Source organism: Rothia sp. HMSC065B04, assembly GCF_001812285.1.
Lineage (GTDB): Bacteria > Actinomycetota > Actinomycetes > Actinomycetales > Micrococcaceae > Rothia > Rothia mucilaginosa.
In genome coordinates, this window is sequence record NZ_KV808410.1 from 253,572 (window position 1) to 275,979 (window position 22,408).

The window sequence follows — 22,408 nt, forward strand, 5'->3', positions numbered from 1 at the left end:
ACTTCACCTCCCCGATGTGTGCCCCTGATGTGTGCCGTTGTGCTGAAGCCTGCGGGAGCGTGGTTGCTCCACACATCCTGTAGGTGCCGGTGGCGGGGTGTGCCGGGCCGACGCCTCCGCCGTCTGTTTGAGGGCACGGCGATAGGACTGACTTTCAGCTTTCCCCTCCACTTTACCCCACTTTCCACCACCTACCCCACCCGGCAGAGTATCTTTTAGTGTTTTTATGCTCTCTTCTGCATTTTTAACGCTGCCGCACAGCTTCTACACAGCTTCGGGCGTATTCCCGCTCAGTGTGCAACCCTCAGATTGCCTGCTTCGAGGGGGCTCAGGTCTGTTCACCGTTCGGGTCTGTTCACGGTTCGGGGCACAACACCCGGCACCGGGAACTGAGTGCAGAAAATGGGCACAAGAAAGCGGAGGTAAGAGAATTCTTACCTCCGCTTAATCAGTCTTGAGTTTTGAGATGTTCGCATCGGGGGTCAGCTCTATGAGCTAAGCCGCGAAGCTTCTGCACCCTAAATGCTTTAGAGCTGGCCGTTATTACGCTCGTCCCAGCGGTTCTCCAGGCGGTTCATGAAGGAAGACTGATCCTTCTGCTCGCGCTGACGCACACGGGCTGCGCCTTCTGCCTTACCGCCGAGGAAGGAATCCACCGGGGTCTTCTTGCTGGTGGTTGCGAAGTACACGCCACCGGCCGCGAAGAGGAAGCCGAATACGCCCAGCCAAATCATGTTAGATGCGACCGCGCCAATAATGATGCCCAGGCCGATGAGAACGAAGAGAATACCGAGAGCCAAATGGCGAGCACTAAAAACCGGCGCAGTATTGCCGGTTGAAGACATGGAGGAGGCAAAGTGCGGATCCTCATTGCTCATGAGTTCTTCAAGCTGGTCCAGAACCTTCTGTTCGCGCTCGGACAGTGCCATCGTTTTCTCCTTTGAGGTGTCTCTGCTCAAGATGACGTCGGTATCAGCCGGGTTAGCTAGTGCATCAGCTGGCGCGGTGAGCGCTTCTTCCCGTCGTATGCTTCCCATGGTACCGCGCCGGGTGGGGTTGGCGCATTCTTTTCAGGCAGAAGCGCCTTAAGGTCTTCTGTGGAGGGTGCCATCCTTTCGGCGGAGCTTTCCCTCAGCATAGTTCCCTTCCTCAGCCTTTTGCCCAGTCTTTTACTTGGCTTTTTGTCCAGCCTTTTCCTCGGCTTTCTGTTCCGGCCCAGCCACCCCGGAGGCGGGTTTGAGGCTTTCGCGGCTGTACTTGCGGTGAATGGCGTCCATGACATGCTCCACCTCGGACCATCTGCCGCTTTTCACGAGGCGCGCGCCAGAACCCGAGCGAGTACCATTCCCGAAGCTTTTGCCCGCTCCCCCGCCGCCTCGTTGTGAGGAGGCGGTTTGTGAGGAGCGTGGGTTTGCCCCGCTCTCAATGGCATCAAAGAGGGTTTGTTGCACTCCGTCTTCTGCGCGGGCGAGCTTTTCGGCACGCACCCCGATGAGTCGCAGGGCGCGGGGTACCATCTGCCCTACCACGATTTCATCTGCTCGCAGGGCTTCCAGAGCCAGGGAGGCAATCTGCATACCGGAGTCCACAGGCACGTTTAGGGGGATAGCGCGGGTGTGCGTTTCGAAGGTGCTGTAGCGGATTTTGAGGCTGATCCCGCCGGCAAGTTTCCCCGCGGATCGCAGGCGCTTTCCCAGCTTGAGACTCAGCTCCCGAATAGCAGTGCTCACCTCCTGGGCATCGGTCGTATCCGTCTCGAAGGTGTGCTCGCCACCCATGCTTTTCTCTTCGCGCTCGGTCACCACGGGGCGTTCGTCAATGCCGCGCGCCATGGCCCAGAGATGCTCACCCTGGGCAGTGCCGAAGCGTTCTTTGAGCCAGTCCAGGCTCATGGACCTCATCTGGGCAATGGTGTGAATACCGTATCGGGAGAGCTGCTCGGTGCTTTTCGCACCCACTCCCCACAAGTCGGAGACTTTTCTCGGGTCAAGAAATTCTTGAACGCGCTCGGGCGGAATAACCCACAGCCCGTTCGGCTTGCTACCGGTGGACGCCATTTTGGCGAGTAGTTTATTGGGCGCAACCCCCGCGGAAGAGGGCAGGGATAGCTCCTGCGCGATGCGGTCGCGAGCGCGCTGTGCCAGGGCGACGGGGTCTTGGCCGTGCAGGTAGGCGCCGGTCAGGTCCACGAAGGCTTCGTCCACGCTGACCTGTTCCACGTAGGGGCTCAGGTCGTGCAGAATACCCATGACGGCGCGGGAGTAGTGCCGGTAGTCGCCGCGCAGCGGCAGGACGGTGGCGTTGGGGCTAAGGTTCCGGGCGCGACTGAGCGGCATGCCGGAGCGTACTCCGTGGGCGCGCGCCTCGTAGGAGGCTGAACAGACGACCGAGCGGGGGCCCAGGGGCGCCACGATAATCGGGGTTCCGCGCAGGGCGGGGTTTTCGAGGAGTTCAACGTTGACGAAGAAGGCGTCCATGTCCAGGTGCATAATGACCCGCCCGTTCCTTGCGCCGTTATTCTTGCCGGTTCGCGTCTGCCCCATGTCGCCTCCTCTCATAGCTTCTACGCCCACCTACCGAAAATATAGCACATTTCTACGAAAAATAGAGGCAATATATCGTAAACGTGTTCGTAAATGCGTTCTCTTGGGCTTTTCTCCACTAAGCTAGAAGAAGTGCACACCGCACAACACATGGACCGTACACAGCGACCATCAGCGAGGATAGTATGACTCCCCCTTCTCCTTCCGGAGCACCCACTCCCCAGGCGACCGAGAGCCTCACCGTAGCGGCACCGAATATCCCGGCGGCTTCTGCGCACCTTGCTGAGCGTATTGCTGAAGAGCAGCGAGCCTACCTGCATGCTTTCGATACCCTCATGGCGGAGTTTTTTGCCCGTCAGCGCGAGCTGCTCGAGGGTATCTCCTCCGAAACCCTGCCCCTGCTGGAGGCTATCGAGTCCCTCTCCACCGGCGGCAAGCGCCTGCGCGCGCTGCTGAGCTATTGGGGTTGGCGAGGTGCCGGCGGCGCGCCCGTGACTGCGGACCGAGCGTCCTGGTCCATTGTGAAGGCCGGCATGGCGGTGGAGCTGTTCCAGACCTCCGCGCTGATTCACGACGACATCATCGACCGTTCCGATACCCGCCGCGGCGCTCCTTCCGTACACAAGCGTTTTGAGGCGGCACACGAGCAGAATAGCTGGCGCGGCGATGCTTTCAATTACGGTCTGACCGGCGGCATCCTTGCCGGCGACCTGACCCTGGCGTGGTCTGCCGAGGTTTTCGCATCCCTGGGTGAGGGCGCAATCTATGGCGCTCCGGCGCGCACCATTTTTGACCGGATGCGCACCGAGGTTCTGGCGGGTCAGTACCTGGACGTCTACTCTGAGGTTCTCGAGACCGAGGACGCTCAGGCGGCTCTGCAGCGTGCCCTGAACGTGATTCGCTTCAAGTCCGCCAAGTACTCCTGCGAGCACCCTTTCACGATTGGTGGCGCTCTGGCTTTGCAGGCTGCCGCGCTGGAGAATGGTGCCGGTGCCGTGAGTGAGCAGCACCCGGTACTTGTCGGTTACCGCGCGTTCGGCCTGCCGCTGGGTGAGGGCTTCCAGCTGCGCGATGATGAGCTGGGCGTCTTCGGCCAGCCCGAGGTGACCGGCAAGCCCGCTGGCGATGACCTGCGTGAGGGTAAGCGTACCGTGCTGGTGGCGCTCACCTCCGCCGTCCTCGACGAGCAGGATGCGGCGCTTCTGCACAATAGCTTGGGTGACCCCGAGCTGAGCGATGAGCAGGTGGAGCGCATCCGTGAGCTGATGGTTTCTTCGGGCGCTTTCGCCAAGCATGAGCAGCTGATTGAGCAGAAGTCTCAGGCTGTGTTTGAGGCGCTGGAGGCGATGAACCTGGACGAGCTGACGCATGCGGCACTGACCGATATTGTGGGCCGTGCGCTGCGTCGCAAGGCATAGATGCGCTACGTCGCAAGGCGTAGAGGTCCAGCACATATAAACGTTAAATAGGTTGAGGCGGCATACCGAAGTATGCCGCCTCAACGTATTTAGCTATAGTTCTGAGCCGCTATTACCAAGCCAGTGCCTGCGCACGGCGACGGATCTCAGTCTTACGACCGTCAATCAGTGCGTCGATGGGACGGCCGGGCAGGGACTCGTCGCTGGTGTACAGCCACACGATAGCTTCTTCATCGCTGAAGCCGGAATCCTTCAGGACAGCGAGGGTGCCCTTGAGGGATTCGAGTACTCGCGAACCGTTCATGAACAGTGCGGGTACCTTGCGCACGTTGGTTTCCGGGTCGCGCAGAGCGATGAGCGTACCGTCAGAAATCAGGTTGTGAACGCGGGTCACCTTCAGGTCGAGGGCCTGCGCAATTTCGGGGATAGTTACCCAATCGCCAACGAGGGCGAAGGTCTGAGCAATATTTTCGTTAGTCACCTTTTAAGAGTGCCAGAGCTGGCACGTATTTACCACTTTTGACCCGCATCTGGAGCGGGAGCTCTCCTGCGCGCCTTTCCTTTTTGCGCGTTGCCGGCGGTTCTTGGGTTGGGTTCGGCCCCGTCGGTGCTTCTTAAGAATTCGCTGAGTGTTCACCTGCCCGGCGCCCTCTGGTATCGCTTCTGCCCAGGTGGGCGGGCTAAAATGTTGAGACGTATGAATACTCCCAGCCCACGCCGGATTTCTCCTGTGACCCCTCGTTCTTCTGCAAATACTTCTGTTCCTCCCGCCACTCGTCCCGCTGCCCCGGATACCGCTATTGGTTCTTCGCAGTGGCTCAGTGGCGCCATTATTGAGGGTCACTACCAGGTGGGTTCGCTTATTGGCCGCGGCGGCATGAGCGAGGTGTATTATGCGCTGGACCTGTGGTCGAATAACCCGGTCGCGCTCAAGGTTCTCTCCCCCGCTCTGGCTGAGGATGCAGCGAACCGTCAGAAGTTCCACCGTGAGGAGCGCTCGATGCGCCAGGTGGGTGGCGGCGGGCATACGGTGGGCGTGATTTCATCGGGTACCGAATATTTTTCGGGTCAGATGGTCATGTATATCGTGCTCGAGTACGTGCACGGTTGTACGCTGAGCCAGCTGCTACGTGTGCGTAATGCGCTGTCCCTGGGTGAGGCTCTGGATATCCTCATTCCGGTCGTGGAGGCGCTCTCGGAGGTTCACGCAAACCGCTACCTGCACGGCGATATTAAGCCGGGCAATATTCTTCTCGACGCTAACGGCCAGGTGAAGCTCACGGACTTCGGTCTCTCCCGCCGTGACGATCAGGTGGATGCGGGCGCCCCCATGGGCACCCCCGCCTACGTAGCGCCGGAGGTTCTTGATCCGAAGGTGAAGGTCGGAGCTCAGGCTGATATTTTTGCACTCGGCGTGATGATGTACCGCATGCTTTCAGGTCGTCTGCCCTTTGTGGGTCTGGAGAATGACCAGCAGGTGCTCTACCACAACGCCAACATTGAGATGCCCGCGCTGACCGATGTCGCGCCGGGTGCGGACCGCGATATTGCGGGGCTGATTTCGTGGTGTACCCGCAAGCAGCCTCACGCCCGCCCGGAGGATGCGACCGAGCTGTTTACGGCCCTGCTGGAGATTTCTGAGTCGTTGGGTGAGTCTGAGCGTGCTTGGCGTGCCCCCTCGTGCCCGGAGCCGGAGCTTCCTCTATGGGAGGCTGTTGCCGATATTGCGGAGCGTAGCGGTGCCGCGCAGATGGTGCGTAACACCCCGATTAGCGCATTTAGCGATGCCCGCGATCTGCTCGCCTACGATGTCTACTCCCCCGACAGCCTCGTGTACGATGCCTCGACGGCAGGTCAGGGTGTGCACCTTGCCGACGTGGATGCTGAGGACTCCGTGCTGAACCGCCAGGGCATTCCGCCGCTGGTGCGTTCCGCCTCCGATAATGACGAATCTGACCCTGATCAGGAGCAGGAAGGCTCAAAGGGCAAATCCAGCAAGCGTGGTCTGGGCTCATTCATGAGCCGCCGTACCGCCGCGACGAAGGGCCCGCTCACTCAATCTGTTGGCATTGGCCCGCAGACGGAGCAGGAGTTCATCTCAGCTCATGGCGAGTACGCCCCAATCCATGCGGAGCGTTCGTTGAGCCCCTCGGGTGCGCGTCGTTCGAAGTCTAAGGGACCGGCGAGCGCGTCGGAGGCTTCACCGGCAGAGGAGACCGCTTCTTCTCAGGAATCCGAGCAGTCTTCGCAGAAGGATCCTCGCCTGCCCGCCAAGCAGTTCAGGACCCCGCCCTCGGGTATGGCGGTGGGCGGTTGGGCTCTGGCGCTGATTCTGCTGGGCATGGGCTCGAGCTTTACCGGTTGGTGGCTTGCAACCTCACTGGTGCAGTCGCAGTGGTGGCACAATATTGAGGCGTTCCTGACCTTCTAGTAGTGCCCCCCTCAAGCACTCTGTCCTCGTCTGTGCACTCTGTCCTCGTCTTTGCAGTGCGCAGGTTAAACGCAATGCCCGGGTCTTCACTCATCGTGAGTGAAGACCCGGGCATTGTTTTTCTGCTATTTTTCACCGACTAACACAACACTGCCTAGCGCGGCGAGGCGCATGAACGTTTTATGCGCGGTTCTTGAGGTACTCGGAGACCAGGAACGCGATTTCCAGGGACTGCGAGTGGTTCAGACGCGGGTCGCACAGAGACTCGTAGCGGTCAGCCAGTGCTGCCTCGTCGATAGCGTCGGAGCCGCCCAGGCACTCGGTCACGTCGTCGCCGGTCATCTCCACGTGGATACCGCCGGGGAACGAACCCAGTGCCTCGTGCACCTCGAAGAAGCCGCGAACCTCGTCGAGCACGTCGTCGAAGCGGCGGGTCTTGTAGCCGGAGGGCACGGAGATGGTGTTGCCGTGCATCGGGTCGGTAACCCAGACGACCTTCGCGCCTTCAGCCTGCACGCCTTCAACGATTGCGGGCAGCTTCTCGCGGATGTTCTTCGCGCCCATGCGGGTGATGAAGGTCAGGCGGCCGGGCTCGCGGTTCGGGTCGAGCTTGTCGATCAGTGCGAGTGCATCCTCAGCGGTGGTGGTGGGGCCCAGCTTCACGCCGATGGGGTTGCGAACCTTGGAGAGGAAGTCTACGTGTGCATCGTCGATGCCGCGGGTGCGCTCGCCAATCCACAGGAAGTGTGCGGAGGTGTCGTAGGGCAGGTGGGTGCGCGAGTCGATGCGGGTGAGGGCACGCTCGTAGTCCATTACCAGTGCTTCGTGGCCGACGTACATGTCGGTGGTCTTGAGGGCTTCGAAGTTCACGCCGCATGCTTCCATGAACTTGAGGGCGCGGCCGATTTCGTTGGCGGTCTTCTCGTAGCGCTCATGCGCGGGGTTGGAGGTGAAGCCGCGGTTCCACTGGTGTACGGCGCGTAGGTCTGCGAAGCCGCCCTTGGTGAAGGCACGGATCAGGTTCAGGGTGGAGGCACTGGTGTGGTAGCCCTGCAGCATGCGCTTGGGGTCGTGTACGCGGGCTTCGGGGGTGAAGTCGAAACCGTTGACGGTCTCGCCGCGGAAGGAGGGCAGGGTGACGTCGCCGCGGGTTTCCATGTCTGCGGAGCGCGGCTTGGAGAACTGACCCGCCATGCGACCCATCTTCACCACGGGCATGGAGGCGCCGTAGGTGAGCACTGCAGACATCTGCAGGATGGTCTTGACGCGGCCGGAGATCTTGTCGGCGGTTGCACCCGCGAAGGTTTCTGCACAGTCGCCGCCCTGCAGGAGGAATGCGCGGCCTTCAGCAACCTCACCGAGTGCCTGGCGCATGGCGTCGACCTCACCGGCGAAAACGAGCGGCGGTACCGAGTTCAGCTCGGCGATGGTGCTTTCAAAATCTTCGTGCTCGCTCCAGGTAGGCTGCTGGTCAATGTGCAGCTGACGCCAGGTGTCCAGGCCGTGGTCGGGGGCCTGCGAGGTGCTGAGGTTTTGATTGCTCATCTTCACTCCATTGGGATGGTCTTGTGCGTTTTCTGATTCAGCCGCCGTTTCGGGTGCTCGGCGCGCCGTGTGCGGCGTGCTGGCTTGCGATTCTTCAGGCTGAATAGACCTAATTGTACTCTTGCTCCCTTCAACGCCTAGCCGTCTAGTCAGGTACATCTCATATGTTTAGATAGAGCTATTCAAAATCAATGATTCGGGCATGGGAGATTAACTGCGCGGAGGGGACGCGAAAGGGCGAGACTCGGGGTATCATCCCTTATCCCGCCCTTGGCGTAGTCGCATACCCGCTTGGGCAACGTTTAGTTAGTTCTGTAGCTGTGCGACTGCCGCATCAGCGCTCATGTTTTTATCGGCCATGAGTTTCTTGACGCGGTCGGCGTACACGTCCACGTATTCCTGGCCGCTGAGGGCACGAATCTCGGAGCCAATACGGTCGGCGATTTCACGCTGAACGCGGTGGCTCAGGTCTGAGCCGTCGGTGTATTCCTCGAAGGTGAGGGGCTTGCCGATAATGGTGCGCACCTGGATGGGCTTGCCGTCGTGGCGCAGACGGATACGGTTTGAGCCGGAGGGCTGAATCAGGTCGGTACCGATCTGTCCGACGGGCACTACGGGCACGCCTGCTTCAACTGCGAGGCGGGCGACACCGACCTTGGGACGGTAGCCGCGTCCGTCGGGGCTACGGGTGCCTTCGGGGTAGATGCCAATCACGCCGCCGTCCTTGAGGACCTGCGCACCGGCGTTGAGGGATTCCTGGCTCTTCTGGCCGCCGGAACGGTCCATGGGAAGCTGACCGACACCACGGAAGAACGCCGCCATAGCACGACCCTTCACACCGGGGGTGGTGAAGTAGTCGCTCTTGGCGAGGAAGTTCACGGTGCGAGGCATGGCGAGAGGAATGAAGATAGAGTCGCAGAACGCCAGGTGGTTGCTGGCGACGATGTAGGGGCCCTCGGGCAGGTTCTCCAGGCCAACCACGTCATGGTGGTACAGTCCCTGCAGCAGGGGTGAGCCAAGAACCTTGAGCGTTGAATAGAGGGCGGTGTTAGACATTGGGGTCTCCTCTCTGAATGTTCCCGGCTCAATTCTAGCGTGTCTGGAGAGGCGCGAGGGAACGCGCGATAATTAAAGAAAAGAGAACGATTTTTCTGCGCACCGGTGTATTCGGGTGCGCTGGAGGCGATATACCGGCATCGGCGCTGTATCTGTGGCGCCCCACCAGGGTACGCTATAGAGCCTGCACCTGCGTTCATATTCTCGCAGGTTGGCGAAGGAGGACCATGAGCATTTTTGATAACTCGTTGGAGCCGCTCAAGCGGATGCGCCGCAAGGCTCGCGAGCGCAGGCTTCTAGCAACCCAAAATGTCAAGGACTCCCTGGCGCGTCGCCTCGAGGGCGACCAGGAAGCGTTCGATCACTCCCCCGTTTCTTTTAGTCCCGACCCGGCGCAGCATTCTGTGGGTATTTTGCTGGTGCACGGTTTTACGGGTTCACCGCATAGCATGCGCCCGTTGGCTCAGCATTTTATGGAGCTCGGGTATGCGGTGGAGATGCCGTTGCTGACCGGTCACGGTACTCATTGGAAAGATTTGCGCGATAGCACCTATGAGCAGTGGCTAGCTTCTGCCGAGCAGGGGTACCGTCGCCTAGCCAATCAGGGTATGCGTGTGGTGGTCATTGGTATGTCGATGGGCGGCACGGTGGCGACCCATCTGTCGGCGCGCCTGCCGGTGGCGGGTACGGTACTCATCAACCCCTACATGGTGGATGTGAATCCGATGATGCGCCATGCAGGCAAGGTGTCGAAGGTTCTGCCGGTGCTCAAGGCGATTGGTTCCGATATTGCGGTTCCTGGCGTGAGCGAGGGCGCGTATTCTATCGTTCCGACGGCGGCGGTGCATCAGTTGCATCTTTTGGGCGCTGAGACGCGTGCCCTCATTCCACAGTTGAAGGCGCCGGTTCTGTATGCGCGTTCACTGGGCGATCATACTGTGTCGGATAGCTCCCACAAATATTTTCTCGAACATTGTTCAGTTCCTGTAGAATTTAGGTGGCTGACCCGCAGCTACCATGTGGCAACGCTCGACTACGACGCCGAGTATCTTCTCTCTACTGTTCAAGCTTTTGTCGCATCACTAAACCACTAAATTCTGAAGGTTCAGCGCACCAACCGGCGAATGCATCACCCGCCGAGGTGGGCAGAACATTCAGATGGCCATCACGGCACCTCGAACCATCGAGGACAGCCCGCGGCCCGGACCGCCCGAGCTTACGCCCTGATTCGAAAGGCGCATTATGAAAGTCTTCTCCACTCCCGCTGAGGTTCTTGTCGACCCCTCACTGAACCTGACAAGCGTTGTTGAGCGCCACCGGGCCGATAGCTCCAACCCGTTGCTGTACCGCCGTCAGATGTCTCCGGGTAACTGGCAGCCGGTTCACGCCCAGCAATTCCACCAGATGGTGACCGACCTGGCTAAGGGTATGATTGCCTCTGGTATCCGCCCGGGTGACCGTGTAGGCATTATGAGCCGCACCCGTTTTGAATGGACCGTCATTGACTTCGCGATTTGGTATGCCGGCGCTGTCTCCGTGCCGGTATATGAGACGAACGCTGCCGCACAGGCGGCGTGGGCACTGTCCCATTCTGAGGCTGTCGCCATCTTCGTCGAAGATGAGAAGCTCCTGAATCGCGTGGCTGAGGCTGAAGAATACGCCGCTTCCACTTCTGAACCGTGCCAGCTCAAGCACCGCTGGGTCATTGAGAACGGCGACCTTGATGCCCTCAGCGCTCGCGCCTCCGAGGTCAGCGATGAGCAGCTGGAGCAGGTACGTTCCGCTGCTGGCGGTGATGACATCGCGACCATTGTGTACACCTCCGGCACGACCGGTCGCCCCAAGGGTTGCGCGCTGACTCATGGCCACTTCCTGAACCTGAGCGCGAACACTAAGTTTGCAGAGCCCGAGATTGCGAACCCCCGCAACTCCTCTATTCTTTTCTTGCCGCTGGCGCACGTTCTGGCGCGCCTGATTCAGGTTCTGGCGCTGGACGCCGGTCTGGTTATCGGTCACTCTCCCAATATCAAGAACCTGGCGGCTGACTTGGATAGCTTCAAGCCGACCATGCTGCTGGTGGTGCCCCGCGTCTTTGAGAAGGTGTACGAGGGTGCCATGGCGAAGGCTGCTAAGGGTGGCAAGTTCAATAAGGCTCTCTTTGAGCGTTCCACCGATATTGCGGTGCGCTGGTCGCAGGCGAAGGTTGAGGGTCGCGTGCCCGTCAAGCTGGCGGCGCAGTACGCTCTGTACGACAAGCTGGTCTACTCGAAGCTGCGTGCGGCTCTGGGCGGCGAGCTGCGTTACGCGGTTTCCGGCGGTGGCCCCCTCGGCGAGCGCCTGGCGCACTTCTTCCACGCGGTGGGTGTGCAGGTGGTTGAGGGTTACGGCCTGACCGAGACCTGCGCCCCGATTGCGGCTGGCCGCATCAACCCGTACCAGATTGGCATGATCGGCCCGCTCATCCCCGGTTCCGAAGGCTATATTGCTGAGGACGGCGAGCTTCTGGTTCGTGGCGTGGGCGTGATTAGCAGCTACTACAAGAACCCTGAAGAGGACGCTCAGGCGTTCACTGAGGACGGCTGGTTCCGTACCGGTGACCTGGCTCGTTTCGATGAGCGCGGCTACCTGAAGATTGTGGGCCGCAAGAAGGAAATCATTGTCACCGCCGGCGGTAAGAACGTGATTCCGGGTATTGCGGAGACTCATCTTCGTACCTCTCCCCTGGTTTCTCAGGCGATGCTGGTAGGCGATGAGAAGCCGTTCGTTGCGGCTCTGGTGACCCTGGATCCGGATACCCTGCCCGAGCAGTTGGAGCACTTGGGTCTGCCGCGTTCGCTCTCCATCCCGGAGGCTGCTGTTCACCCGGCGGTTCGTGCTGCAGTTCAGAAGCTCGTGGACGAGGCGAACCAGTTGGTTTCCCGCGCTGAGGGTATTCGCGAGTTCCGCATTATGAACCGCGATCTGACCGAGGCGGACGGCTATCTGACTCCTTCGCAGAAGTTGCGCCGCGCGAAGATTCTGCAGGACTTCTCCTCCTACGTGGATGAGATGTACGGCAAGGTTTCCGATAGCACGTCGGATTCTTTGGCTCGCCTGCAGGAGTACGCGGCGGAGCAGTCTGAGAAGTTCGCTGAACTGCGTGAGCAGGCGGCAGAGCGTCTGCACGAGTACGCGGACCACCAGGCGGAGCGTCTTGCCGAGCTGCGTGAGCAGGCGGCTGAGAAGTTTGAGGAGCTGCGTGAACAGACCGCCGAAATGATGCAGAAGCCTCATGAAGAGAAGGCCGAGGAAGAAAAGGCTGAGGACTCCTCCGCTGAGGTTTCTTCCGCAGCGGCTCCCGCCGAGAAGCCCGCACAGGCTGAGAAGAAGGCTGCTACAGAGCAGAGCCCTCAGAAGTCTGACACCGACAAGGCATAACCGGCTCTGGCCACCATTAACGAGAGGCCATACACGAGAGGAGGAGGTCGTACCGCTTAGGTACGACCCCCTCCTCTCTGTTTGTTCGCTAGATGCCTCGGCTTCCGAGCGTTATCTAGCCGTCGTTAGCTGGCGGATCCTTAGTTTGCGGGCTCGTCGAATTCCAGGCCGAGCAGCGCGTTCTCAATGATTTCGGTCAGTGCCGGGTGGATCCAGTACTGGCCGCGTGCGAGGGTGCGCGCATCCATGCCGAAGCTCATTGCCTGCAGGAGCGGCTGGATGAGCACGGAGGACTCTTCACCGACCAGGTGTGCGCCGAGCAGCACGCCGTTGTCCTTGCGGGCAATCAGCTTGCACAGGCCGATCTTGTCTTCCATTGCCCAGCCGTAGGCGGTGTCGCCAAAGTTCTGTGCCTTGACGGTGATCTCAAAGCCTTCACGCTCAGCGGCCTGGCGCGCCTGCTCTTCGGTCATGCCGACCACGGCAATCTGCGGGTTGCTGAAGACCGCGGCGGGTACGTAGCGGTGGTCGCTGGCACGCAGGTCCTCGGGGTGGCTGAGGTTGTGCTGCACAACGCGGGCCTCGTGGTTTGCCACGTGCTTGAGCTGGTAGCGGCTGGAGACGTCGCCGAGGGCGTAGACACCGGGTACGGGTGCACCGTTGTAGAGCACGCGCTGGTACTTATCGACGCTGAGCTGACCGCCGTCCTGCACGTCGAAGTAGTTCTTCGCGTTGAGGGTGTCGGTGTTGGGGCGACGACCGGTTGCCACGAGCACAGCGTCTGCCGGGATTTCGAGCAGTTCTTCACCGTTCTCGGTAGTGTGCTTAGCTACGACGGTCACACTGCCGTCGGCGTTCTCACGGATTTCGGAGAGGGACGCATCCTTGACGATGTTCCACTGCTTGCTTGCGGCTTCTTCGAAGCGTGCCACGACCTCTTCGTCCACGCCACGTAGCAGGCGGGAGGAGCGGTTCAGCTGGGTTACTTCGGTACCGAATGCGGAGAAAACGTGGGAGAATTCTGCCGCAATCACGCCGCCGCCGATGACGACCATACGGGCGGGCAGCTCGTCCATGCGCATGACGTTGTCATTGGTGTAGACCTTGGAGGAGTCGATACCGGGTACGGGAGGCAGCACGGCGCGTGAACCTGCCGCAACAACAATCTGGCGGCCCTGCAGGCGGGTGCCGTCGGTCAGCTCGACGGTGTGGGAGCCGACGAAGCGCGCGTACTGGTCGTAGAAGTCGACGTTGGGCAGACCGGCACGCCAGTTGCGGCCGCCTTCAACAATCTGGTCAATGCGGGAGGCAAAGATACGGTCACGAATCTGCGCCCAGTGCACGGCGTCTACGTGTGCGTCGACGCCCAGGTGCTTGACCTCGCGGGTCTTCTGCGCGATGGTCGCCGGGTAGACGTACATTTTGGTGGGGATGCAGCCAACGTTCAGGCAGGTGCCGCCGAAGATACCGCCGTCGATGAGGGCGACCTTCTTGTCGTCCCATTCGGGGCCGATGAGGGTGTTGCCGGATCCGGAGCCGATGACGATGAGGTCGTACTGTGCTACGCCGTCAATGCGTTCTACGTTCTCGATGCTCATGTGGTCCTCTCGTTGTTGGTGTTGAGGCTGGGCTCGTTCCCAGCGTGCCCCTCGATAGCGGGGTTATTTCTGTTACTGCCACTATAACGCGTGGAGGCTACCGGCTATTCCCACTATCTGGTGTCAATGTTGACGGATATGCGAAAGGTGCGCCGTCCCAAAGAACCACAGCGCTGAGAACACAGCGGTTCTTTGAGAAGACGCACTCAAGCGTTGAGAACTATTCGAGCCCGCGGATTAGTGACGCGTATATGTCTGCGCTAAGAGGTCAGCGATTAGATGTCTGCCATAAGCCCAGCCAGCAGACGGGTGAAGTCAATGGCGGGATCAACCGATTCTTCGTCGGGCCAAAAATGAATCGGGTACGCCGCACCCTGGGCGCGTTGCAGCACGGGGCTTTCAGCGAGCACCGGCTCTGCGACAAGATCGCCGAAAAGGGAGCGCATTTCGTCGCGTCGGTAGCGGTGTTCGCTATCGTTGGGGCGCATCTTATTGATAACTACTCCCGCACCGTCAATGCTGATGCCGCTTTCCTGCTGAAAGCGCACGATGGCGCGCAGGGTTCGTTCGGTGCCCGCCACGGAGAAAAGGGAAGGCTCTGCGACCGAAAGGATGCGCTCGCTCACTGCCCAGCCCATTGAAGACAGGGTTCCGAGGAACGGCGGGCAGTCAATCAGGATGACGTCGTAGGCGTCCGCAGCCGCCTCCACCATGCGCTTGAAGCGGCGGATGAACGGTGCCGCTTCCTGACGGTCCACGAGGGTGGAGCGTGCCGAGCCTCGCGCCACCTTCACGCTACCGGTGGTCACGGGGTTATTGGTCAGCAGGGTGGGTTTGCCGACGAGCGCGTTCCAGGAGGAGCTACCGGCTTCCTCCGCGAAGGCGCGCTCATTGGAGCTAGCAATCAGGGAGGCGACGTCGGGGATGGTTTCATCCACTGCCAGGCCGGTGCTGACGTCGCCGTGGGGGTCGAGGTCAATAACGAGTGTGGAGAGTCCGCTGTGTAATGCCGCGGAGGCGAGCCCCAAAGTGATGGACGTTTTGCCAACGCCGCCCTTGAGGCTGCTGATACTGACGATGCGGGGCATGCAGGTCCCTTTTATGAGTGAGGTGTAATGCCCCTTTATTTTAGCGAATCTTCGCTTTTCTTCTGGCTCTGACAGGGGTGTATCTTGAGTTTTTTCTCAAGTGAGCATTGAATATTCCCTCGCATTTAAAGCTTCAGCCCGCGCTCGCTACCCGATAGGTAGTGAGCGCGGGCTGATTCACGTTTTGTGTTTTATGCCTGTGCGCGGCGGGCACGGCGGGCGGCAAGTTCGTCGCCTTCGAAGTTTTCGTGCATCTCTTCGCCGGGCTGGCCGTTGAGGTTCATTTCGATTTCGCGCCAGACGCGACCGATAGCGATGCCGAAGACGCCCTGACCTGCCTGAACCAGGTCAATGACCTCGCTCGGGGAGGTGCATTCGTAGACGGTGGTGCCGTCACTCATGAGGGTAATGTTCGCGAGGTCGTCAATACCGCGGGTACGCAGATGCTCGATGGAGGTGCGAATCTGCTGCAGGGACACGCCGGTGTCGAGCAGTCGCTTCACAATCTTGAGCACGAGCACGTCGCGGAAGCTGTAGAGGCGCTGGGTACCGGATCCGGAGGCGCCACGCACGGTGGGTACGACCAGGTCGGTGCGTGCCCAGTAGTCGAGCTGGCGGTAGGTAATGCCGGCTGCCTTGCAGGCGACAGCGCCACGGTAGCCGAGGTTTTCCTCGACGACAGAGACAGGGTCGGTGAAGAGTACGCCCTGTTCACCGCGCGGAGGCGGTGCTACGGGGAAGAGGGTGTCGAAGCCATCCAGGGGCTGGTCGAAGCCCTGGGGTGCGTGCGTGGTTGCGGCCTCGCCTGCATTTTCGGCTACCTGCTGCTCTAGCACGGTCCCTCCTTTTCGTTAAACCCTTTTAAGTGCTTCACCGCGCCCTATCAAATGCGGTCGATATCGTTCCGGTGTAGACCCGATTCTCGGGGTGAGATTCTAGGGTTGAGGTCTAGAATCTGCGTCTATGATTCGCGTGGCTCCTCTACTGGGTTCCGGCGCGGTTTTCAATACTACACAGCGGTTCGACAGTGCGACCGATGCGCGATAGGCGCGGCTGTTCAATCTATTTTAACTGATAGAGGGCTCTACTTAAAATTGAACCCACCGGAGCGAATGATCTTTTCAGATTCATTCTTGCCTCATTAACGCCTCATAGGGGCGCTCCTCCCCCGCCGTTCCGTTCGCTTTTTCTGGGCGCCCATCCCACAGGGGAGTTTATACAGGGGGAGTTTAAAAAGTAAATGCGTACGGATAGGTAGTCCGTACGCATTTACAGCTGAGTTGAGTGAATAGCCTTGGCAGGCCGGGAGCCCCCTGGTTAGAAAGCTCTTCGTGTTGGACGAAGGGGTAGAAATTCCGAGCGTGCCAGCGTCGGCTTCGTCCAAGTCTAGAGGCCGCTACCCGTTGGTGCGAGTAGGGACTATAGAGGGAATCACCGTGGTCAGCGGTGTTTCCCGATAGGAAATCCCCGTTTGGGGAGAGCGGTAGAACCGCTCAGGGTTTACGAGCGGCAGACTGTCCGGTAGTCTGCGTCTTCGTCGCCTACTCGTAGGTAGGCATTGCCGATTCGACGAGGGTTGCGTGCAACTGCAGGCACAACTTGCGGATCTTGTCGGCTCGTTCCTGCGCCTGAGCCTGGGAGGCTGCGTCGCGGCGCGATGCCAGCGGAGCCACCGCAATTTCCACGAGGGAAATTTCACGGTCTGCCGCAGACTTGAATGCGCGCAGGTGACGGGGCTGAATGCCGTGCTGGGTCAGCTCTGCGCTCACGCGGGCGATCAGCACGTCGTAATCGGTGTACTCCACATCCGAGCCGTCTTCGAGCAGTCCAAAGTCAATCAGCTCACGGATCAGGTCGGGAGTGGTGTTAGCATATTCTGCCAGCTCACGGAGGGTGTAGGTGCGGCCTTCCTGCTCGTCCGGTCCGAGGACGGTATCCAGGACGTCTTCACTTACGGTGGCGGGCATGGAGTTCAGCACGCGACCGGCTTCCAGATCCTCCAGATGCTGACGGATTACCTTGAGCGGCATGTAGTGATCGCGCTGCATAGTGAGGATGTAGCGCAGGCGCTCAATATCGGTCTGGGAGTACTTGCGGTAACCGGTTTCGGTGCGGCTGGGGTGCACCAGGCCGCGCTCCTCCAGGAAGCGAATCTTGGATGCGCTAATTCCGGGGAACTCCAGGTCGAGCTGACTAAGAACCTGACCGATGGTCCGGCTCTTAACGTCACGCGGGTTACGGTCAGAGTCGCCGTTCTCCACGTCCTCTAGTTGAACCTCAGCCTTAGTGAGGTCTTCATCGATGCGTGAGGTCATCTATGTCTTTCGGGTACTTGTTCAGCCGATGTCGATACGAGCCGAAATTTGAGTGAGTGGCTCGTTCCCCCGGTCGGGGGTCTCGCTTCGTGCCGAACATCTTTGCTTAGTGTTGAGAGTGTGATAGATAAGTTTAGTTGTTTATCACGAAATGATAAACCGCAAACCTTCGAGACAATCTTATAGCCTCACAAGGCATTTTGCTATTTAGTTCGCCCTTTTCAGAGGCTTTTTGAACCCAAAAATAGCCACACAATCAAACACTATCCAGTAGAGACAATACCAATTTTAGCAAAATTCCAATACTTCAAACACATGCATCTCACATTGGACTGCTTTACGAGGAAAATTTTATCTTCTCGCGATAGTTGAAGTTTTCATCACATTTAACTTGAAAGAGGCTCCCACTAGGGGTTTAGCTATCTTTCAAGCCCCTCAGATAGCTTCAGAGACCCTCAAGATGAACCTTAAATACGCCCAACTATTTGCGTTTGTGTGCATTTTAAAAGAAAAACGGCGAGACCAATCGGTCTCGCCGTCTCACCACTACATACCTCTTATCCGAGGCCTATAGAAGGTCTTAGAGTCTATCGACTTAGAGCTTGTCCAGCTCCGCCTTGTACGCCTCTGCATCCAGCAGGTTCGCCAGATCATCAGCGTTCTCGGGGCGAATCTCAATGATCCAGCCCTCGCCGTAGGGATCGGAGTTAACCAGTGCGGGGTCATCCTCCAGGCCCTCGTTCACTGCAACAATCTCGCCCGCAATGGGAGCGAAAAGATCAGAGACAGACTTGGTGGACTCAATCTCACCGAAGCTATCCTCAGCAGCTACAGAATCGCCGACAGAGGGAAGGTCGACGTAGACGACGTCACCCAGTGCATCCTGAGCGTGGTCGGTAATACCAACACGTACGGTGCCCTCGGCGGTGAGAGCGGAAACCCACTCGTGCTCAGAAGTGTACGAGAGTTCTGCGGGAACGTTGCTCATAGCAGCGGTGTCCTTTCAGTGTGTTCTTGCGTAGCGCGGACCGTCCCGCGCACGGTGTCGTTCCGTATGTGGGATGACGGAACGTCCTACACCAATTATCACATAAGAAGTAATGCGGGGCACGTCCAAACACCCCCGTACCACTTCTAAGACACTATATTTTCCTTATCCTATCTAGCCGCTCAACAATCACCCCTTCCCAAGGCCCTAGAAGCACCCCTATTACTCACCTCCAGCAGACAGCCATTCAGACACACCAAAAGGCTCAGGGCCCCACACCATGAAGGTGCAGGGCCCTGAGCCTAGGCTAGAGAGCTAAACTCTCACAGCGCCTTAGCGGGAAGAAATGACGCGCTCGGAGAAGCGGTTCGGGTTACCGAAACGGTGTGCGGTAATCGAAACAGCCTGCTCGCGGAGGAAGGGCAGCATCTCGATACGGCCAGCCTCGGTGACCGGTGCGAAGTACACTGCAACATCCGGGCGACCACCCAGTGCCGAGTAGATGGACTTCACGTCGTTACCGATGTAGCGGATACGGGTGCCTTCCAGCGGAGTACCAGCCAGTGCGCGAACCGGGGTCTTAGCGTTCGAAGCCAGGTACTCGCGGAACTGAGCGTCCGACTTGACTTCGTACTTGATGCCCTTGTTCTCGAGGACGCCACGGACGTCGACCGGCAGGTCCTTACCGACGGACAGAGCAACCGGTGCGTTAGCTGCCAGACCGGCGAGCACAACGCGCAGGGTCTCTGCTGCGGATGCGGACTCGTCTGCACGAACCAGAACCTGGGTGGGTACGTAGCGCAGGATGTTGCGCTCCACGCCCAGCTTCGAGGGATCGTGACCGAAGCCGAACTCGGTGTCCCAAGCGTGTGCGTCAGAGGAGACACCGCGCTTGATGAATGCGAAGTCCTCGCGCTTGCCCAGCTCGGAGTTCTCGATGGTAGCCAGGGTCTCGCGGACGGTCACGGACTGGGTGACAGCGGTTGCGGTTGCCTGTGCCGGCTCCCAATCGGACAGAGCGATCAGGTAGCTGGGGCCACCAGCCTTGGTACCGGAGCCAACGGTGGACTTCTTCCAACCACCGAAGGGCTGACGCTGAACGATTGCACCGGTAATTGCACGGTTGACGTACAGGTTACCTGCCTGGACCTTGGAGAGCCACAGCTCGAGCTCGTCAGCATCCAGCGAGTGCAGACCTGCGGTCAGACCGTAATCGGGTGCGTTCTGCAGCTCGATTGCCTCTTCCAGGGTGTCAGCGGTCATGATGCCCAGGATGGGGCCGAAGTACTCGGTCATGTGGTACTCGGAACCGGGCTTGACGCCTTCGCGAACACCGGGGCTCCACAGGCGACCGGTCTCGTCCAGTTCCTTGGGCTGAACGAGCCAGCGCTCGCCCGGGCCGAGGGTGGTCAGACCGCGCAGCAGCTTCTCTTCCGGCTTCTGAACAACGGGGCCCATCTCGGACTCGATGTCCTGCGGGTGTGCCACGTGCAGGGAGCTGACGGAGTCAAGCAGCTGACGGCGGAAACGCTCGGACTGTGCCACGGAGCCAACCAGGATGACGGTGGAGCCAGCGGAGCACTTCTGACCTGCGTGGCCGAATGCCGAGTAGACGACGTCCTTGACGGCGAGGTCGATGTCAGCGTTCGGGGTGACGATGATGGAGTTCTTACCCGAGGTCTCACCGAACAGGGGCAGGTCATCACGCCAGGAGCGGAAGAGCTCAGCGGTCTCGTAACCACCGGTCAGGATCAGACGGTCAACCTCGGGGTGCGAGATGAGCAGCTTGCCTGCACCGCGGTCAACAACCTTGACGAGCTTCAGAACTTCCTTGGGAACGCCTGCATCCCACATGATCTCTGCGATCAGGGCACCGGTACGAGCGGTGATGGTTGCGGGCTTGAAGATGACAGCAGAACCTGCAGCCAGACCAGCCAGAACACCACCGGCGGGAATAGCGGTCGGGAAGTTCCACGGGGGAACAACCAGGGTCAGGTCAACGGACTTGGGCTTTGCGCCGTCGATCTTCTCGAGGTCCTCAGCCAGCATTGCGTAGTAGTATGCGAAGTCGATTGCCTCGGAGACCTCGGTGTCGCCCTGCTCCAGGGTCTTGCCAGCCTCAGCTGCCATAACCTCCAGCAGGTCACCGCGGCGCAGTGCGATAGCCTTACCGACCTTGCGCAGAATCTCTGCACGCTCGTGGCCGGAGAGCTTGCCCCATGCCTTACCAGCTTCCTCAGTTTCCTTGATCAGCTTCTCAGCGTCAGCTTCGCTGGTCAGCTCGTTAGCCTTGAGGGTTTCGATGCCCAGCTTGGTGGTCTTGGAACGCTCGAGGATTGCGCGGCCCCACTCGCGGTTACCGGAGAGTGCAGGGTCGGTGTCGGGGGTGTTCTCGAAGCGGCCTGCCGGTACGAAGACGTTGTCCTCGTTCTCGGTCAGACGGTTCTGGGTGCGCTTGGATGCGGGAACCTCGTCGGTGACGGAGTTCAGCGCACGCATGAAGCGGTCCTCTTCGCGCTTGAAGATGGACTCGTCGGTTGCCAGGTCGAAGATACCGGACATGAAGTTCTCGGAGGAAGCGTTCTCCTCGAGACGACGGATCAGGTATGCGATAGCAACGTCGAATTCCTTGGGGTTCACGACGGGCACGTACAGCAGCAGGTGGCCAACGCGACGGCGGATGATCTCTGCCTGCTGCTCAGCCATACCAATCAGCATCTCGAACTCGACGCGGTCCTTCACGCCGCGGTCCTCGGACAGCAGCAGTGCGAAAGCAACGTCGAAGAGGTTGTGACCTGCAATACCGAGGCGAACGTTCTTCACGTGCTCGGGGCGCAGTGCGTAGTCCAGAACGCGCTTGTAGTTGGTGTCAGCAGCCTGCTTGGTGTCCCAGGTGGTCAGCGGCCAGCCGTGCATAACAGCTTCCACGATTTCCATGGAGAGGTTTGCACCCTTAACCAGGCGAACCTTGATGCCTGCGCCGCCAGCAGCAACGCGCTTTGCGGACCACTCCTGCAGGTGCTGCATTGCAGCCAGGGTGTCGGGCAGGTATGCCTGGAGCACGATACCGGCTTCCAGGTCCTTCAGGTGGGGCTGGTCCAGAATCTTGGTGAACACCTCAATGGTGAGGTCCAGGTCCTTGTACTCCTCCATGTCCAGGTTGATGAACTTCTTGGGGGAGCTAGATGCAGCCAGCTCGTACAGCGGGGTCAGGCGGCGAACAGCGGTCTCAACGACCTCGTCGAATGCCCAGTGCTGGTGGGGGCCGGAAACAGCGGACACCTTGATGGAGACGTAGTCAACGTCGTCACGTGCCAGCAGGCGCTTGGTCTCAGCCAGGCGGTGCTCTGCTTCCTTGTCACCCAGAACTGCCTCACCGAGCAGGTTGACGTTCAGGCGGTTACCGGTCTTGGTCAGCTCTGCAATTGCGTCGCCCAGCTTCTCCTCGGAAGCGTCGACGATCAGGTGACCAACCATCTCGCGCAGCACGCGGCGTGCAACGGGAACGGTGGGCCATGCGACCTTGCCAGCCAGCTTGCCACCGAAGCCAACAGCGGACTTCATGTACCAGGGCAGGAAGGAAGGTGCCAGGCCGGAAATGCGGGAGAGGTTGCGGCCGGAGACGTTGTCGTCTTCGGGGCGAATAACGCCATCAACAAAGCCGACGGTGAAGGGAAGACCATTGGGGTCCTTCAGAACACCGGCGAGCTGCTCAGCTGCGAAGGTGGGCTTGATCGACTGGGACTCATTTACCCACTGGCGAACAAGCTGACGAGCTTCCAGAGCCATCTTCTGGTAGTGCTCAGATGCGAAAGGATGGGTCATCCTTGACTCCTAACTATCTTACTGTGTGCGGTACACACCACGTTTGGCGATGTCTCTATTTCACCACAAAAGGGTAATAAATACCTCATTAGAAAAACTGAATGTTTTTTCCAAAATTCATTTAGATTTTCTTAATGATTGTGCGGTGAGGTTTTCACCCCGCGCCCCCTCCGAACCTCCTGTT

General features: G+C 59.6%; 15 protein-coding genes. 4 read left to right on the forward strand and 11 right to left on the reverse strand.

Translation table 11 applies throughout. From position 1 onward, the window contains the following. Positions 1 to 527: 527 nt before the first annotated feature. Both HMPREF2845_RS08375 and dinB read right to left on the reverse strand, forming a co-directional pair. Positions 528 to 929 carry a DUF3040 domain-containing protein gene (locus HMPREF2845_RS08375; protein ID WP_049350360.1) on the reverse strand — a complete coding sequence of 134 codons (402 nt, stop codon included), beginning with the start codon at positions 927 to 929 and terminating at the stop codon, positions 528 to 530. A gap of 240 nt (positions 930 to 1,169) precedes the next feature. Further along, complete coding sequence (gene dinB / locus HMPREF2845_RS08380; RefSeq protein ID WP_070634451.1) at positions 1,170 to 2,543, reverse strand: DNA polymerase IV; 1,374 nt, start codon at positions 2,541 to 2,543, stop codon at positions 1,170 to 1,172. Positions 2,544 to 2,728: 185 nt separating this feature from the next. Here dinB and HMPREF2845_RS08385 point away from each other — a divergent pair, with 185 nt between their 5' ends. Beyond that, the gene (locus tag HMPREF2845_RS08385) at positions 2,729 to 3,961 is read left to right on the forward strand and encodes a polyprenyl synthetase family protein (protein WP_070634452.1); all 1,233 of its coding nucleotides are present in this window, start codon (positions 2,729 to 2,731) and stop codon (positions 3,959 to 3,961) included. A gap of 112 nt (positions 3,962 to 4,073) precedes the next feature. Here HMPREF2845_RS08385 and HMPREF2845_RS08390 read toward each other — a convergent pair whose 3' ends face one another. After that, a complete protein-coding gene (locus HMPREF2845_RS08390; RefSeq protein ID WP_005506572.1) occupies positions 4,074 to 4,442 on the reverse strand; it encodes an Rv2175c family DNA-binding protein in 369 nt (122 codons plus the stop codon). A gap of 249 nt (positions 4,443 to 4,691) precedes the next feature. Between HMPREF2845_RS08390 and HMPREF2845_RS08395 the strand changes: the two genes are divergently transcribed. Next, positions 4,692 to 6,392, forward strand: a complete 1,701-nt coding sequence (locus tag HMPREF2845_RS08395) for a serine/threonine protein kinase (RefSeq protein ID WP_246824650.1) — start codon at positions 4,692 to 4,694, stop codon at positions 6,390 to 6,392. Positions 6,393 to 6,572: 180 nt separating this feature from the next. Here HMPREF2845_RS08395 and HMPREF2845_RS08400 read toward each other — a convergent pair whose 3' ends face one another. Both HMPREF2845_RS08400 and HMPREF2845_RS08405 read right to left on the reverse strand, forming a co-directional pair. Continuing rightward, positions 6,573 to 7,937 carry a class II 3-deoxy-7-phosphoheptulonate synthase gene (locus tag HMPREF2845_RS08400; protein ID WP_005507734.1) on the reverse strand — a complete coding sequence of 455 codons (1,365 nt, stop codon included), beginning with the start codon at positions 7,935 to 7,937 and terminating at the stop codon, positions 6,573 to 6,575. A 306-nt stretch (positions 7,938 to 8,243) separates the two neighbouring features. Beyond that, positions 8,244 to 8,993, reverse strand: a complete 750-nt coding sequence (locus HMPREF2845_RS08405; RefSeq protein WP_070634454.1) for a lysophospholipid acyltransferase family protein — start codon at positions 8,991 to 8,993, stop codon at positions 8,244 to 8,246. 227 nt (positions 8,994 to 9,220) lie between these two features. Here HMPREF2845_RS08405 and HMPREF2845_RS08410 point away from each other — a divergent pair, with 227 nt between their 5' ends. Together HMPREF2845_RS08410 and HMPREF2845_RS08415 are read left to right on the forward strand one after the other, a co-directional pair. Next, positions 9,221 to 10,087, forward strand: coding sequence for an alpha/beta hydrolase (locus HMPREF2845_RS08410; RefSeq protein ID WP_070634455.1), 867 nt, complete (start codon positions 9,221 to 9,223; stop codon positions 10,085 to 10,087). A 148-nt stretch (positions 10,088 to 10,235) separates the two neighbouring features. Beyond that, on the forward strand, positions 10,236 to 12,410 hold the full coding sequence (locus HMPREF2845_RS08415; protein WP_070634456.1) for an AMP-binding protein: 2,175 nt from the start codon (positions 10,236 to 10,238) through the stop codon (positions 12,408 to 12,410). 140 nt (positions 12,411 to 12,550) lie between these two features. On the opposite strand, the gene HMPREF2845_RS08420 is transcribed toward HMPREF2845_RS08415, so the two are convergent. From HMPREF2845_RS08420 to HMPREF2845_RS08445, 6 genes are all read right to left on the reverse strand, one after another. Continuing rightward, entirely contained in the window at positions 12,551 to 14,008 is a 1,458-nt protein-coding gene (locus tag HMPREF2845_RS08420) for a mycothione reductase (protein WP_070634457.1), read from the reverse strand. A 275-nt stretch (positions 14,009 to 14,283) separates the two neighbouring features. Continuing rightward, positions 14,284 to 15,096: a ParA family protein gene (locus HMPREF2845_RS08425; protein ID WP_070634458.1), complete on the reverse strand. Its 813-nt coding sequence runs from the start codon at positions 15,094 to 15,096 to the stop codon at positions 14,284 to 14,286. 191 nt (positions 15,097 to 15,287) lie between these two features. Beyond that, positions 15,288 to 15,932, reverse strand: coding sequence for a MerR family transcriptional regulator (locus HMPREF2845_RS08430; RefSeq protein ID WP_005507725.1), 645 nt, complete (start codon positions 15,930 to 15,932; stop codon positions 15,288 to 15,290). A 705-nt stretch (positions 15,933 to 16,637) separates the two neighbouring features. Beyond that, positions 16,638 to 17,411, reverse strand: a complete 774-nt coding sequence (locus HMPREF2845_RS08435) for a transcriptional regulator FtsR (RefSeq protein WP_070634459.1) — start codon at positions 17,409 to 17,411, stop codon at positions 16,638 to 16,640. 595 nt (positions 17,412 to 18,006) lie between these two features. Next, positions 18,007 to 18,399 (reverse strand): glycine cleavage system protein GcvH, encoded by a 393-nt coding sequence (gene gcvH / locus HMPREF2845_RS08440; protein WP_049337538.1) that lies wholly within the window; start codon positions 18,397 to 18,399, stop codon positions 18,007 to 18,009. A 333-nt stretch (positions 18,400 to 18,732) separates the two neighbouring features. Continuing rightward, positions 18,733 to 22,224 carry a bifunctional proline dehydrogenase/L-glutamate gamma-semialdehyde dehydrogenase gene (locus HMPREF2845_RS08445; RefSeq protein WP_070634460.1) on the reverse strand — a complete coding sequence of 1,164 codons (3,492 nt, stop codon included), beginning with the start codon at positions 22,222 to 22,224 and terminating at the stop codon, positions 18,733 to 18,735. Between the last annotated feature and the right edge of the window lie 184 nt (positions 22,225 to 22,408).